This window comes from Spirosoma daeguense (genome assembly GCF_054776875.1).
This window is the reverse complement of sequence record NZ_BAAHBF010000004.1, coordinates 600,793-614,550: the sequence shown is the minus strand read 5'-3', so window position 1 is coordinate 614,550 and position 13,758 is coordinate 600,793. Positions and strand designations below refer to the sequence as shown.

The 13,758-nt window shown below is 47.4% G+C and carries 9 protein-coding genes; 5 read left to right on the top strand and 4 right to left on the bottom strand.

Features of this window, described 5'->3' with window-relative positions:
• Window positions 1-28: 28 nt before the first annotated feature.
• Window positions 29-1,141: a DUF2911 domain-containing protein gene (locus ACYVD4_RS15370; protein WP_460947142.1), complete on the bottom strand. Its 1,113-nt coding sequence runs from the start codon at window positions 1,139-1,141 to the stop codon at window positions 29-31.
• A gap of 308 nt (window positions 1,142-1,449) precedes the next feature.
• On the opposite strand from ACYVD4_RS15370, the gene ileS reads away from it, so the two are divergent.
• From ileS to ACYVD4_RS15345, 5 genes are all read left to right on the top strand, one after another.
• Window positions 1,450-4,890, top strand: a complete 3,441-nt coding sequence (gene ileS / locus ACYVD4_RS15365; protein ID WP_460947140.1) for an isoleucine--tRNA ligase — start codon at window positions 1,450-1,452, stop codon at window positions 4,888-4,890.
• A gap of 278 nt (window positions 4,891-5,168) precedes the next feature.
• Window positions 5,169-5,573, top strand: coding sequence for a hypothetical protein (locus ACYVD4_RS15360; protein WP_460947138.1), 405 nt, complete (start codon window positions 5,169-5,171; stop codon window positions 5,571-5,573).
• A 67-nt stretch (window positions 5,574-5,640) separates the two neighbouring features.
• A complete protein-coding gene (locus ACYVD4_RS15355) occupies window positions 5,641-8,505 on the top strand; it encodes a metallophosphoesterase (protein ID WP_460947136.1) in 2,865 nt (954 codons plus the stop codon).
• 47 nt (window positions 8,506-8,552) lie between these two features.
• Entirely contained in the window at window positions 8,553-9,203 is a 651-nt protein-coding gene (locus ACYVD4_RS15350; protein ID WP_460947134.1) for an START domain-containing protein, read from the top strand.
• 190 nt (window positions 9,204-9,393) lie between these two features.
• Window positions 9,394-10,173, top strand: a complete 780-nt coding sequence (locus tag ACYVD4_RS15345; RefSeq protein WP_460947132.1) for a DJ-1/PfpI family protein — start codon at window positions 9,394-9,396, stop codon at window positions 10,171-10,173.
• 20 nt (window positions 10,174-10,193) lie between these two features.
• On the opposite strand, the gene ACYVD4_RS15340 is transcribed toward ACYVD4_RS15345, so the two are convergent.
• The 3 genes from ACYVD4_RS15340 to argS form a co-directional block, all read right to left on the bottom strand.
• On the bottom strand, window positions 10,194-11,087 hold the full coding sequence (locus ACYVD4_RS15340) for a 1,4-dihydroxy-2-naphthoate polyprenyltransferase (RefSeq protein WP_460947130.1): 894 nt from the start codon (window positions 11,085-11,087) through the stop codon (window positions 10,194-10,196).
• A gap of 102 nt (window positions 11,088-11,189) precedes the next feature.
• Window positions 11,190-11,807 (bottom strand): glutathione peroxidase, encoded by a 618-nt coding sequence (locus ACYVD4_RS15335; protein WP_460947128.1) that lies wholly within the window; start codon window positions 11,805-11,807, stop codon window positions 11,190-11,192.
• 138 nt (window positions 11,808-11,945) lie between these two features.
• Window positions 11,946-13,730, bottom strand: a complete 1,785-nt coding sequence (gene argS / locus ACYVD4_RS15330; protein WP_460947126.1) for an arginine--tRNA ligase — start codon at window positions 13,728-13,730, stop codon at window positions 11,946-11,948.
• Window positions 13,731-13,758: the final 28 nt, after the last annotated feature.

Here is a 13,758-nt window from a genome sequence, read left to right as displayed (position 1 = left end):
AAATGACGATTTGTACGAATAAAATAGATCAATTCACGTCCTTCCCCTGACCTAATTGCCCAAGTAATCGCTCTACGTTAGCTTTATTATTGGCGTCAGGTGCTGAAGCCAGTGCTTTCTTTCCCCAATCGGTAGCTGTTTTATAATCGCCAATGGCCGAATAGGCGCGCATCAGGCCCATATTGGTCATAAAAACGTTAGGATACTTTTTCGCATAATCCTGAAAAAATGCCAGTGCTTCTTTACCTTTTTTCTGCGTAATCAGTTGACGGCCGTATAAATAACCCTGCTGCATAGTTGCCATTGGTAAGGCTTCTTTCATGAGCGCATCGGCTTCAGAACCACGGTTCAGCAAAGTCAACAACCGCGCTTTGGTTTGTAACGTACTGAAATTCTTTTCGCCTACAAACTGACCGTTAATGGCATAGTCGGCCCAACGTAACCCTTCTTCCAGATTTGTTTTATGGTCGGCCGCATACGTAGCGGCCTGTTGATACGCATCCCAACGAAATCCTTTTTCACTACGTAGTTCATTACGTAACGAAGCAAGTTGTGTCTGCACCAGATTAACCGAAACAGTAAAGGGGATGGTCCATTTTTCCCACGATAGCGCAATGACAGACGAACTGTCGGTTTCGTTTATAAATTCGTATTTGAGTCGCTCGACCGACGGCTGATTTTTGACCGGCTTTACCAAAACACGTAGCGCATCTTCCTTAGGATCATAGAAATAGCTTCCCCACGACGTAGCGTTTTTTGAAAAAATTACCGTTACGTCATTTTCCTGAACCCCCATCATCAACCCATACGTACCAGCCGCCAATGGTTTCCCCTCAACGTTGACATCAGTGCTAAACGTAATGGTCGTGTTCTCATTGGCACCGGCCCGCCAGGGCGATTCTTTACTGGAGCCAAAGCCTAAATCTTTGAAACCATAATGCACCAGTTCGCCCCAGACTTTGCCATCTCGCCCTTTCACGGCAGGGCGGTCGTAATGAATCGTTACGTCGGTGATACCGATCCGTTCAGATACCGATGCTTTTTTGTTGCCGCCATCGGCCGGGAACGTAAGTTGAGCAACAGCCGAAAATGAAGTCAGAAACAGGCACGTAGCGCCAAGCAGTAGGTTAATTTTTTTCATGATAGTTTGTCTGTAAAGATTGGTAGGAGAATTTTTGAATAGCTCCCAAAGTACTGACTTACAGCCTGAGCAGACAAGGCGAACTGTATATACGGTCTTTTTTGTTGACAGAGAGAACGGACTTCGCTGGTGTTGAGAAACTAGCCGGAATTTGACCGACAATTCGGTTACTGCTTAAAATCAGGGATTGATAGATACCTTCTTACTTCCGACAACAGTCAATTCCGTATCTTTGCACTTATTTTTTACCGGCCAGACCGCTGCTGATTGTAAAACAGAGCTTTTAGGGCCGTTTGATCCTCTCAGGCGTGAAGTATCAGCAATATGAATCCCTCGATTACGCGAAGATCGCGACCGAGGTGTTGACCTACTGGAATCAGAATCAGGTATTTGAGCAATCCGTCGCCATCCGCGAAGGACGCCCCAGTTTTACGTTCTACGAAGGGCCGCCATCGGCCAACGGAGCGCCGGGTATTCACCACGTAATGGCCCGAACAATAAAGGATATTTTTTGCCGGTATAAAACGCTACGTGGCTTTCAGGTAGAACGGAAAGGCGGATGGGATACACACGGCCTTCCCATTGAATTGCAGGTTGAGAAAGAACTCGGCATCACCAAAGACGACATCGGTAAGCCTGAGTCGAAAGGCGGCATCAGTGTGGAAGAATACAACCGCAAATGCCGCGAAACGGTAATGCGGTTTACCGACCAATGGAACGACCTGACCCAGAAAATGGGCTACTGGGTCGATCTCGATAACCCGTATATTACCTATAAAAACGAGTTTATTGAATCGGTATGGTGGCTGCTTAAGCAACTCTACGACAAGAATTTACTCTACAAAGGCTACACAATTCAGCCGTATTCACCGAAAGCGGGAACGGGTCTGAGTTCGCATGAGCTGAACATGCCCGGTACGTATAAAGACGTGCGCGATACCACAATCGTGGCACAGTTTAAAGTGAAGCCAACCGGCAAATCAGGATTCCTGTTTTTTGATTCGGCCGATGCGGATGTATATGTTCTGGCCTGGACAACTACGCCCTGGACGTTACCTGCTAACTCGGCGCTTACGGTTGGAAAAGACATTGACTACGTACTGGTTAAAACTTTCAACCCGTACACGTTTGAGGCAATTCATGTAGTACTGGCAAAGGCATTAGTTAGCCGGTGGTTCAATGAAAAAGGCCATCAGACTGATGTGAAAAGCCCTTCGTTCGATGCGTATCTGCCTAACGATAAAGTGATTCCGTGGGCGGTTGTTTCCGAATTTAAGGGAGCACACCTCGAAGGAATCGAGTATGAGCAACTAATGCCCTACGTAACACCAGAACAGCCAGCTTTCCGGGTTATTCTTGGCGATTTCGTAACAACCGAAGATGGTACGGGCGTAGTACACACGTCACCAACGTTCGGTGCTGACGACTTCCGCGTAGCGCAGGCTGCTGGTATTCCACCTATCATGGTGAAAGATGAAACTGGAAAAGACGTACCGATTGTGGATAAGCACGGTCAGTTTGTCGCCGAAATCACGGATTTTGCCGGACGCTACGTTAAAGAAGAATATTATTCGGACGAAGAACGCGACGCGCCTGATTTTAAACCGACTGATGTGCTGATCGCCATCAAATTGAAGGAAGAAAATAAAGCGTTTCGGGTCGAGAAATATGAACACCCGTACCCACACTGCTGGCGTACCGATAAACCGATTTTGTACTATCCGCTCGATAGCTGGTTTATCCGCACAACAGCGGCTAAAGATCGGCTGGTTGAACTGAACAAGACCATCAACTGGCAACCCGAAAGCACCGGAACCGGTCGTTTCGGCAACTGGCTCGAAAATCTGGTCGACTGGAACCTGAGCCGTAGCCGTTTCTGGGGAACTCCGCTACCAATATGGCGTAGTGAATCGGGCGAGGAAGTTTGTATTGGTTCGGTAGAGGAGCTTCTATCAAGGAGCGAAAGAGCGAAAGAGCGAATGAGTGAATGGGTGGCTCAGGGTAAAACCGAATATCAGCCATACATCGACAAAAACAATTCATTCATTCAATCATTCAATCAATCAACATTCGATCTGCACCGGCCGTATGTCGATGAGGTTTATTTCGTTTCGGACAGTGGTAAAGTGATGCAGCGCGAATCGGATCTAATCGACGTTTGGTTCGATTCGGGCGCAATGCCGTATGCGCAGTGGCATTATCCGTTCGAGAATAAAGACGTTTTCCAGAAATCATTTCCGGCTGATTTTATTTCGGAAGGCGTCGACCAGACGCGCGGCTGGTTCTTTACACTCCACGCCATTGCGGGTATGCTCTTCGATTCGGTTGCGTTTAAGAACGTAGTGTCGACGGGGCTGGTGCTTGATAAAAACGGCAATAAAATGTCGAAGCGGTTGGGCAACGCCGTTGATCCATTTGCTACGTTGGCAAAGTATGGCCCCGATGCTACGCGCTGGTACATGATCACGAACGCGGAACCCTGGGATAACCTGAAATTCAACATCGATGGTATTGGCGAGGTGCAACGGAGACTGTTCGGTACGTTGTCGAACACCTATAATTTCTTCGCGCTCTACGCCAATCTGGACGCGTTCTCGTTTGCCGGACGTAGCGTTCCGGTATCTGAACGGTCGGAACTTGATCGTTGGATTATCTCGAAACTGCAATCGCTGATTCTGGAAGTACAAAGCCAGTTCGATAGCTATAATCCGACCAAGGCTGGACGTGCTGTTCAGGATTTCGTGAACGATCACCTCTCGAACTGGTACGTCCGGCTATCGCGTCGGCGTTTCTGGACCGGGGTCGCGTCCGACGGCGAGATGACTGTTGATAAACAGGCGGCTTATGAAACTCTGCACGAGTGTCTGACTACGGTAGCACAACTTATATCGCCAATTGCGCCGTTCTACGCCGATTGGCTCTATCGGAATCTGACAGAAGGTGCTACGTCGGTTCATTTGACAGATTTCCCGGTAGCTGACCAGATGCTGATCAATACCGAACTGGAGCAGTCGATGGATGGTGCACAAGGAGTTTCGTCGCTGGTTCACTCGTTGCGGAAAGGGCATAAACTCAAAGTACGTCAGCCGTTGAGCCGAGTATTGATTCCGGTTCTGAACGCCGATACACGTCGGCAACTGGCGCACGTAGCACCGATTATTATGTCGGAAGTAAACGTAAAAGCAGTTGAGTTTGTCGATGATGCCAGCGGTATTCTGAAAAAGCGGGTTAAACCAAACTTTAAAGCACTCGGCCCGAAATTCGGCAAGCAGATGAAAGACGTAGCAGCCGCCATTACGTCGATGAACGATCAGCAACTTCGCGAACTGGAAGCCAATGATTATCTTAAGCTTGGTGACTACGAATTGCGTCTGGCCGATGTTGAAATCCAAACTGAAGACATTCCCGGCTGGCTGGTTGCGAGCGAAGGCGGCCTGACCGTAGCGCTCGACGTAACGGTAACCGACGAGCTACGTAGTGAAGGTATCGCCCGCGATTTTGTGAACCGGGTTCAGAACCTGCGTAAAGACCGCAATTTTGCTGTAACTGACAAGATCAACATTCAGCTCGAACGTAACGACGACGTACTGGCAACGGCCATCGAAGCCAACCGCGATTACATCAGTCAGGAAGTTCAGGCGGTTTCTCTTGAGCTTGTACCAACGTTGAACGGCTCTGCCGAATCGCCGAGCCATGCCGAGATTGAAATGGATGAATTTCAGTTACGTATCAAGGTCGAACGAGTATAACTTAACATACGTTACGTTCTTTTTTTAGCACGTAGTAAGGCGTCTTCAGCTATCTGAGGACGCCTTTTTTGTTGCTATATAATCCTTTTACTGTCAGCGGTTTAGTTAAATCATTTTGATAAGTTGTGCAACGGCATGAATGTTGCACATATCTGATTAATTCCTGTAGAGATTATCCCTGATTACCCTGCGTGTATAGCTGCGTCGCACAAAAGCACGCAAGGGTTTATGGTATTGGGTGGGGACAACTGCTACGTTCACTTTAATCTTGTACAACTTTGATTGACTATTTACGCACTTCTTTGCACTCATTTGTCAATAATTATCAGGCCATAATGTGGCGGTTGCGTGAGTGCCAGCTCAACGATGAGCAATTAGGTATTTCTATTGGCCTGAGCGGGAACGCGATTCGGAATCGGCGCGCCAAGCCCGACCTGTGGAAACTATCAGACGTTGAACGGCTGGCCGCTCTTTTTGCCATGCCTGCCACCGCAAGTATTCAGCTAAGTCAGGTTCTGGATGGTATGCCTTCTCGGATGAAAAACCTGCCGGCCGAAGAACGGCGACGTATTGAGCGTTTGCTTTTGCTGAAAACAAATCAGGTAGAAACGTATAATAAAAACGACTGGCCAGTCCGATATCTGCTTAGGATGCATCGTTCGTTGCTGACAATGAGCCGATAAGACTATAGAGCTTGTATAGGATGTTCGCGTTGGCGGGTGTATTTTTACGATAACTCCATAACATCGTATGAAATTCACCCGCTTTCCCATTCTTGTATGGCTAATCTTACTGTGTCGAATTGCCTTTGCGCAGGAACCTAAAATCACAAGAGGGCCCTACTTGCAGGTACTTACACCAACCTCGGTTGTGGTTCGCTGGCAAACCGACCAGCCTACTACGGGTCGAATTTGGTATGGATTACAGGCGAATCAACTTACGAGTAACCTCGCTGAAACCCAGCCCAGCACTGAACATAATTTAACCCTTACCGGATTACAGCCGTCAACTCGCTACGTATACGCGGTTGGGTACGGTGATAAACAGCTCGGAGCTGGCCCTGATTACTACGTTAAAACGGCCCCTGTTCCCGGCGATAAACGACCGATTCGTTTCTGGGCACTGGGCGATTTTGGCGCTGGTAACGACAATCAAAAGGCAGTTTATAAGGCATATCTGGATGCCACCGTCAACAAACCCGCCGATTTGTGGGTTTGGCTGGGCGATAATGCCTATTGCTGCGGTACAGAAGAAGAGTACAATAAGTACGTATTTTCGGCTTACCCAGCCACCCTGCCCAATCTACCTGTTTTCATGACGCCCGGTAATCATGACTATGCCGATGGCGAGGTGAACTTTAATTTACCGTATTATAATCTGTTTTCATTTCCGCAGAAAGGCGAAGCGGGTGGTGTTCCATCTGGATCGAAGTCTTATTTTTCTGCTGATTATGGTTCCGTTCATCTGATTTCGCTCGATTCACAGGGGCGGCAAGAAGGGCAGTTTCGGCTCTACGATACTACTACTACGCAGGTGCAATGGCTCAAACGGGATCTGGCTGCGAATAAACTTCCGTGGACAATTGTCATTTTTCACCATCCGCCGTATAGCAAAGGTGGTCGTAACTCAGATACCGAAGAGGCTATGCGGCTCATCCGGGAAAATCTGACGCCAATTCTGGAACGCTACGGTGTTGACCTGGTTCTGAGCGGGCATAGTCATGGTTATGAGCGAACGTATCGCATGAAAGGGCATCGTGGGTTGGCCAACACGTATAATAAAAACGCCTACGTAGTAGAAAATACAACCGCCCGTTACGATGGTTCGCCGAATTCATGCCCAATTCTGACCAAAGGAGAGGGAACTGTCTACGTAGTGAATGGCTCGGGTGGGCAGCTTGGTGGGCAGGCCGCCGATTATCCACATCCTGCCATGTTATATTATAACAATGTAATTGGTGGTTCCATGCTAATCGATGTGGTCGAAAATCGGCTGGATGCGCAATTTCTGACCAGCGATGGCGCTATTCGGGATCGGTTCACCATCATGAAAGATGTACAAAAAACGAGAGCACTGACCGCCGAATATGGCGATACGCTTCAGTTGACAGCCTCCTGGCTGGGCGATTACCAATGGCCGGGCGGGCAAAAAGATCGTTCGTTCCGCTACGTTGCTGATAAAGCAGGTGCTTTTCCGCTTGCAGTTTCCGACGGACGTCAATGTTTAACCGATCAATTTAACGTAACGGTACTACCGCAACCACGCTTAACAACCAAAACATCTGGTAATACGTCGGTTTGTCCAGGAAACGTGATTACAGTTACCGCAACACCCGAAAACACAACCAAAGCGGCTGGCTGGCAATACGACATACTTCTTTCGGATGCGTCGGGAAATTTTGCAACGGAGCGGATAGTGGGTTCAGGATCACTTGCTACGTTAAAAGCTACCATTCCAACCAACGTAGTGGCTGGGTCCGGTTATCGCTTGCGTGTTCGGCCAAAGGGCGTTATGTATGCCGAGTTGGTGCCCAGTGATGGATTTGCCATCAAGACTGGCCCGTCTGCTACGTTAGCTGGTCCTGCAACGGTCTTGCAAGGGCAGCCTGCTTCGCTTACCGTTACTCTCACTGGAGATGGCCCCTGGAGCGGAACGTTGTCGAACGGATCAGCATTTTCGGCGGTGAGCAGTCCGGCCGTTATTCCGATTCAGGTTACGGGCAACGTATCCTATTCGATTGCAAGCGTAGAAAATTCGTGTGGTAAGGGAACAGGTTCCGGGCAGGTTTCTATCAATTATCTGTTGCCAAAAGTGACGGCGAAAGTGGCGGTTTCAGTTTGTGCAGGACGTAGTTTCTCCGTTGCCGCTGTTGCTGAAAATGCGTATCAGCCCGAAAACTGGCAGTATGACGTACTTCTTTCGGATGCGTCGGGTAATTTCTCCAGCGATAATATTGTTGGCGCAGGGACCAGCAATGCGCTTAATGCAACAATCCCTGCCAATATACCAGCTGGTGCTACGTATCGGTTACGGGTTCGTCCGCGCGGCATTCCGAATACGCAATTGGTGTCTAGCGATGTGTTTTCGGTAAAACCACTCCCTACTGCTACGTTAAGTGGTTCTACGTCGGTTCTTCAGGGGCAGCCGGCCTCGCTTTCGCTGTCATTTACGGGCGATGCTCCCTGGCAGGGAAATCTATCAGATGGCACTACGTTTATGAGCAGCGTAACACCAACTGACCTGCGTGTACGCCCAAACTTGACAACAACATATTCGGTTGCTTCGGTAGAGAACGGTTGCGGTAGGGGAAGTGCTACTGGACAGGCTGTTATCACGGTTTTGATTCCTACCGAAGCAGAAAAATTTGCCGGTGGTCAGTTATGGATTTACCCGAATCCTACCCACGACGTAGTACGTGTTGAGCTAACCATTACGCAGAAAAAAGACGTAACACTACATCTGCATGACTTACAAGGACGCTCCGTTTTTCAGAAACCATTTGGTGCTGTTACGTCATTGACCGAATCGATACGGATGCCAGATACGAATGGAACCTATCTACTCACAATACAGGTGGGGCAAGAAATGCTGACTCGTAAAATCGTGAAGCAGTAGAGTGATAAACTGCTACGTATAAATAGCCACACTAAAAACGAGAACGAATGCGTTGGATGGTATTGCTGGTGATTGCTTTATTGGGAATGAGCAGAATTGGCTTTTCGCAGGTTTCGGACGATTGGAATCTTGAAAAAGAGAAGGATGGAATTCGCGTTTACTCTCGTAATTTAACGGGTAATCGCCTGAAAGAGCTACGGGTGCAATGTACGTTTCAGGGCACACTGTCTGCTTTGGTGGCCATGCTTTCGGATGTTGAGAACTATCCGAAGCTAATGTATAAGACCAAAACCTCCCGGCTATTACGGCGCATTAGTGAGACGGAAATGTACTACTATATTGAAACGGAGCTTCCCTGGCCGGTCGAGAATCGGGATATGAATGTTCATTTACTGTTCACGCAAGACCCGGATACACGTGCGTTGCGCGTTCAAATCAACAAAACGGCCGATGAAGTACCGCCCCAGCCTCACATTGTTCGAGTTGCTGATTGGTTGGCCGTTTGGGAGGTGCAGCCACAGCCAAACCAGCAATTACAAATCGATTATCATTGTCGGGTCAATCCCGGAGGGAGCCTCCCTGTCTGGCTTGTTAATCTAACGGCCACTACTGGTCCTTATGAGTCGTTTAAATTACTGAGAAAAACGATTCGAAATTCTCAATATCAAGGGCGTAAATTTAAATTTCTTATGGAGTAACAGTCCATTTACTTTATAAACGCCGTTTCGGTTGGAAGCTGTTTTAACCGGGTTTAGCCGTAGTTTGCCCTTATTCAGGTAAACAAATTCGTCTGCTTACTTAGCCACCTTTTACATTCGATTCTAGTTTGAAATCCTAAGTCAGAAGATGTCATTGGGATATTAATATGGCTAAAATCGTTTTGTAAAGATGACTAAAGTGTTTGCCTTTTTATGCCTGAACAGATTAAAACCTGTATTCAGACTCTTAGCGGTGGTAGCATTGATCGCTTGTTTACCTGGCATCGCTTCCGCACAACGTAAGAAAATACTAATCGTCTCTACGAATGTGGACTCACTTCAGAACGATTCGAATGGGACTTTTTTGATGGAAATAGCTTACCCACTAGCCGTTTTCAATAAACTTGGATTTGATGTAGATGTGGTAACACCCAAAGGTGGTAAAGCCGCTATTTATCACCGAGGGGCGCTGTCAGATAGCCTGGCCGGTATACAACGGAGTGAACTATTTATCCAGAAAACGTCCCATACACTTGCTCCTTATCAAGTACAGGCATTGAGTTATGTGGGTATATTTTATCCCGGAGGAGGTGGACAGTTTTATGATGTGGTTCATACTGACCATATAGCACAAATTGCGGCTACTATCTTTGAAAACGGTGGGGTAGTAGGTGCGGCAGGTCATGGGGCCGTATCGTTGATCAATATTCGGCTAAGCGATGCTAGTTTTTTAGTGAAAAATAAAAAGATTACCTGTTTTCCCAAGGCGATTTCAGCCAGATGGCTACCCATTGATTGGGAAGCCGAATTGCGTAAGCGGGGGGCTACGGTAGTATTACCCTTTACCACAGAAGAAAAGAGAGACGGTGTAGAGTTGATTGACAACACCAATCAGATTGTCTCTGGCTCATATGCCGAAAATGCCTCATGGGTTGCCAAGAAAATGATTAACCTTATTAAGCAGAAGTAGATTGTAGACTGAGGCACACCTTAAAACAGTTGCCCAACGCCAAATAGAATAACAAACAATAAGGTAGAGAGAGCAAGCTGACCCAATCGGGCGTTTAGCTCGGCCGGGCGTTTGTGGGTGGCAACAGCACGCCCGTTCAGGACAAACAACGGGAAAGCAAGCAGATATAAATAGCTGAACCAGGCGGCATAGGTCAGGAACGAATAAGCCAATGCGCAAAACATGCCCGTGATGAGTAAGCCCCAATGGTAACGAATCGCCAGCGGCAAACCGATTCGGGCAGGAATCGATTTTTTGCCTGTCATTGTATCAGTTTCAATATCACGAATATTGTTGACGTTAAGCACACCTGTAGCAAACAGCCCGACGCTACTGGCTGGAAGTAACAAGAGTGGTTCGAACGACAGTGTATGCAGGAAATACGTACCGATTACGCCGACCCAGCCAAAGAAAATCAGAACGGCAATGTCGCCAAAACCTGCGTATCCATACGGACGTTTGCCGTTGGTATAACCTATAGCAGCAGCAATACTGAGCAAACCGATAATCAGAAAAAACCAGAAAAGTTGAGGACCAGCATTCTGGAAGGCAACATACAACAAGCCGATACCGCTAAGAAGCGAGAGAATACTGGTAACAATGATTCCCCGAAACATAGCCTCTTTGGTGATATCGCCCGTAGCTACGGCCCGGCGGGGGCCAACGCGAAGTTCGGTGTCTTTCCCCGAAACGGCATCGCCATAGTCGTTAGCGAAGTTGGAGAGAATCTGTAAAAAAATAGTGGTCAATATGGCCAGTAGCGCAATCGGCCAACTAAAATGTCCGCTGGCCGAAGCCAGAAAGCTACCCAGAATAATGCTGGCCAACGAGAGTGGCAGCGTACGTGGTCGGGCAGCGGCAATCCAACTTTTCATAGTAAAAGAGTGAAAGAATGAAAGAGTGAAAGAGCGAAAGCCATCCGGTGAAAAATTGCCCGGTAGGTTATTCGCTCTTTCACTCTTTCATTCTTTCACTAATTAAAGTCCAACAGCTTTCTTAAATTCTTCGTCTTCAGGCTTCACTTTTGAATTGAAGAAATTAGTCAGTTTGCCTTCTTCGTTAACAACGTATTTGCAGAAATTCCAGCTTGGAGCCTGTTCGTTCCAACCGTTCAATTCTTTCGTTGTCAGCCATTTGTAAAGCGGAGCCTGATCGTCGCCCATCACGGAAACCTTCTCGAACATCGGGAACGTAACACCGTAGTTTTTCTGACAGAACGTAGCAATCTCATCATTCGAACCGGGTTCCTGACTCTTGAAATTGTTCGCCGGGAAACCCAGTACAACTATTTTGCTGCCATGCTCTTTGTAAAACTTCTCCCAGTCGGCATACTGAGGAGTATAGCCGCATTTCGACGCTACGTTAAGAATGACAACTTTTTTACCCTTAAAACCGCTCAGTGAAACTGGCTTTCCGTCGATTGATTTCACAGTGAAATCATATAGACTTTTAGTGGGAGCTTTGGCATCAGCAGGGGCCGAAATCGCAGCTTTCGTAAATAAAAGGCCTTTGAGCAATGACAGCGGAAACACAAAGCTGGATAATGTAAAAGCCACCGCAAGGCCGGTAAGCGTAAGCGCAATGTTCTTTTTCATGGTTGGTTTGGTCAAAAGTTAATTGTGAAAAGTAGATACGTTATTCGACCTATACTAGATTTACAGGCAAGCTCGTATTTTCCATGAGAAATAAAGCGACAATTCTCGCTTTTTAACCGCTGGAACAGAACAAATTAACTACATTTTTTCGGGAACATCTATTCCCAATAAACCCATCGCTTTCTGAATAGTTTCACCAATCACTTTGGCCAGAATTAAACGTGTGTGCAGCTTTACCGGATCAGTTTCTTTAAGTATCGACAGCTTATCGTAAAACTGGTTGAACGTTTTTGCCAATTCGTAGGCATACTGCGCCAGATATGAAGGTGCATAATCCTGACCCGCTTCTTCAACCCGTTGTGGATACTGGCTCAATAAAAAGACAAGTTGCTGTTCTATTTCGTCGAGTTCAATGGCTTCAACAGACTTTTCAGACAGGAGTCCTGATTCAGTCGCCTTACGCAAAACCGATTGAATACGAGCGAAAACGTATTGGATATACGGGCCTGTATTGCCATGTAAATCAACGGATTCGGCTGGGTTAAACTGCATCCGCTTTTGTGGGTCAACTTTGAGCAGATAATACTTCAGAGCACCTAAACCCAACGTAGTAAACAACGCCGATTTTTCGATCTCGCTAAATTCATCGAGTTTTCCCTTGGCTGCTTCGTCAGCAGCGGTAGAAGCGGCTTCGGTTGTTTCCTTGATCAGATCGTCGGCATCCACAACAGTTCCCTCGCGCGATTTCATCTTGCCCGTTGGCAAATCGACCATGCCGTAGGAAAGGTGATACAGGTTATTTGCATACGGACGGCCCAACCGACGTAGTATGGCAAACAATACGTTGAAATGATAATCCTGCTCGTTACCAACTACCCAAATCTGACGGTCGTTCTGAAAATCCTGATATTTCAGGTCGGTGGTACCCAAATCCTGCGTCATGTATACCGACGTACCATCGGAACGTAGCACCAGCTTCTGGTCGAGACCTTCTTCGGTGAGGTCAATCCAGACGGAACTGTCAGGTTTTTGATAGAAAACCCCCTTCTGAATGCCTTCTTCAACGATCTCCTTACCAAGCAGATACGTATTCGATTCGTAATACGTCTTGTCGAAACTGACGCCTATCTTCTGATACGTAGCGTCGAAACCTTCATACACCCACTCGTTCAGTTTGCGCCAGAGAGCCACCGTTTCAGCATCTCCCTGTTCCCAAAGACGTAGCATCTGCTGAACTTCTTTCATCAGGGGAGCCTGTTTTTCGGCTTCCTCTTTGGGCGTTCCCTGCGCTACCATCTCTTCGATTTGCGCTTTATAAGCCTTATCGAACAGAACGTAGTATTTACCAATCAGGTGATCGCCTTTCATGCCTGCCGAATCGGGTGTTTCGCCATTACCGAACATTTGGTAGGCCAGCATCGATTTGCAGATATGAACGCCCCGGTCATTGACAATACAGGCTTTCACTACGTCGTAGCCGTTGGCGGCCAGAATTCGACTGACTGAATCGCCTAGAAAATTGTTTCGTAGGTGGCCTAAATGTAGCGGTTTGTTGGTATTTGGCGACGAAAACTCGACCATTACCGACTGATTTTTAGTAGGCAACGTACCGAAATTTTTGTCGGTCGCCATATCGTTCAGCACCGTAACCCAGGCGGCATCGGCAATGCTCAGGTTCAGAAACCCCTGCACTACGTTGAACTGACTAACAACGGGACTTTTCTCAACCAGCCATGCACCAATCGCTTGCCCGATTTGCGCGGGATTCTGACGGAGAATTTTGGTCAATGGGAACGTAACGAATGTATATAGCCCGTCAAATTCTTTTTTTGTAGGCTGTAATGTAACCTCGCCGATTTCCTGCTGATATAAATCGGTAATGGCCTGTTTAATAGCGACTTTTAACTCTTCCTGAATATTCATCCGATGACCACACTACGTGATGAGCAGT

Excerpts from the sequence above, each read along its gene's own strand:
- ACYVD4_RS15370 (WP_460947142.1), bottom strand. The coding sequence starts at position 1,141 with ATGAAAAAAATTAACCTACTGCTTGGCGCTACGTGCCTGTTTCTGACT.
- ACYVD4_RS15355 (WP_460947136.1), top strand. The coding sequence starts at position 5,641 with ATGAAATTCACCCGCTTTCCCATTCTTGTATGGCTAATCTTACTGTGT.
- ACYVD4_RS15350 (WP_460947134.1), top strand. The coding sequence starts at position 8,553 with ATGCGTTGGATGGTATTGCTGGTGATTGCTTTATTGGGAATGAGCAGA.
- ACYVD4_RS15345 (WP_460947132.1), top strand. The coding sequence starts at position 9,394 with ATGACTAAAGTGTTTGCCTTTTTATGCCTGAACAGATTAAAACCTGTA.
- ACYVD4_RS15340 (WP_460947130.1), bottom strand. The coding sequence starts at position 11,087 with ATGAAAAGTTGGATTGCCGCTGCCCGACCACGTACGCTGCCACTCTCG.
- ACYVD4_RS15335 (WP_460947128.1), bottom strand. The coding sequence starts at position 11,807 with ATGAAAAAGAACATTGCGCTTACGCTTACCGGCCTTGCGGTGGCTTTT.
- argS (WP_460947126.1), bottom strand. The coding sequence starts at position 13,730 with ATGAATATTCAGGAAGAGTTAAAAGTCGCTATTAAACAGGCCATTACC.